1 protein-coding gene is annotated in these 293 nt (G+C 48.8%); it reads right to left on the bottom strand.

Annotation, left to right across the window (positions count from 1 at the left end):
- Window positions 1–293, bottom strand: a 293-nt coding sequence (locus Q5762_RS37840) for a hypothetical protein (RefSeq protein WP_315896845.1), incomplete at both ends; no start/stop codon positions are given.

A 293-nucleotide genomic window follows, 5' to 3' on the forward strand; every position in this document is an offset into this window, starting at 1 on the left:
TGTAGTTGATGTAGACGAAATCGTCATCGATCTTTTCAGGGAAAAGCCAGCGATAGATGGAACCCTGTCGGCTATGGTCTTCATCTCTGGAACCAAAGATGTAAGCCCAGACAGACGTTGACTTGATGTCAAACAAACGCTTGTCGATGACAATGTCAAACTTGCCGCCGACTGTGTAGCCGTCGATTTCCTTGAACCCACGCTGCTCAACCCAGACTGGAAGTGCGTCAGGATTATCACGCAAATAGTCATCGGTTGGATTGACGATGATACGGTCACAGATCGCCTTGGGG

Origin of the sequence: Streptomyces sp. P9(2023) (assembly GCF_032436795.1) — a bacterium.
Lineage (GTDB): Bacteria > Actinomycetota > Actinomycetes > Streptomycetales > Streptomycetaceae > Streptomyces.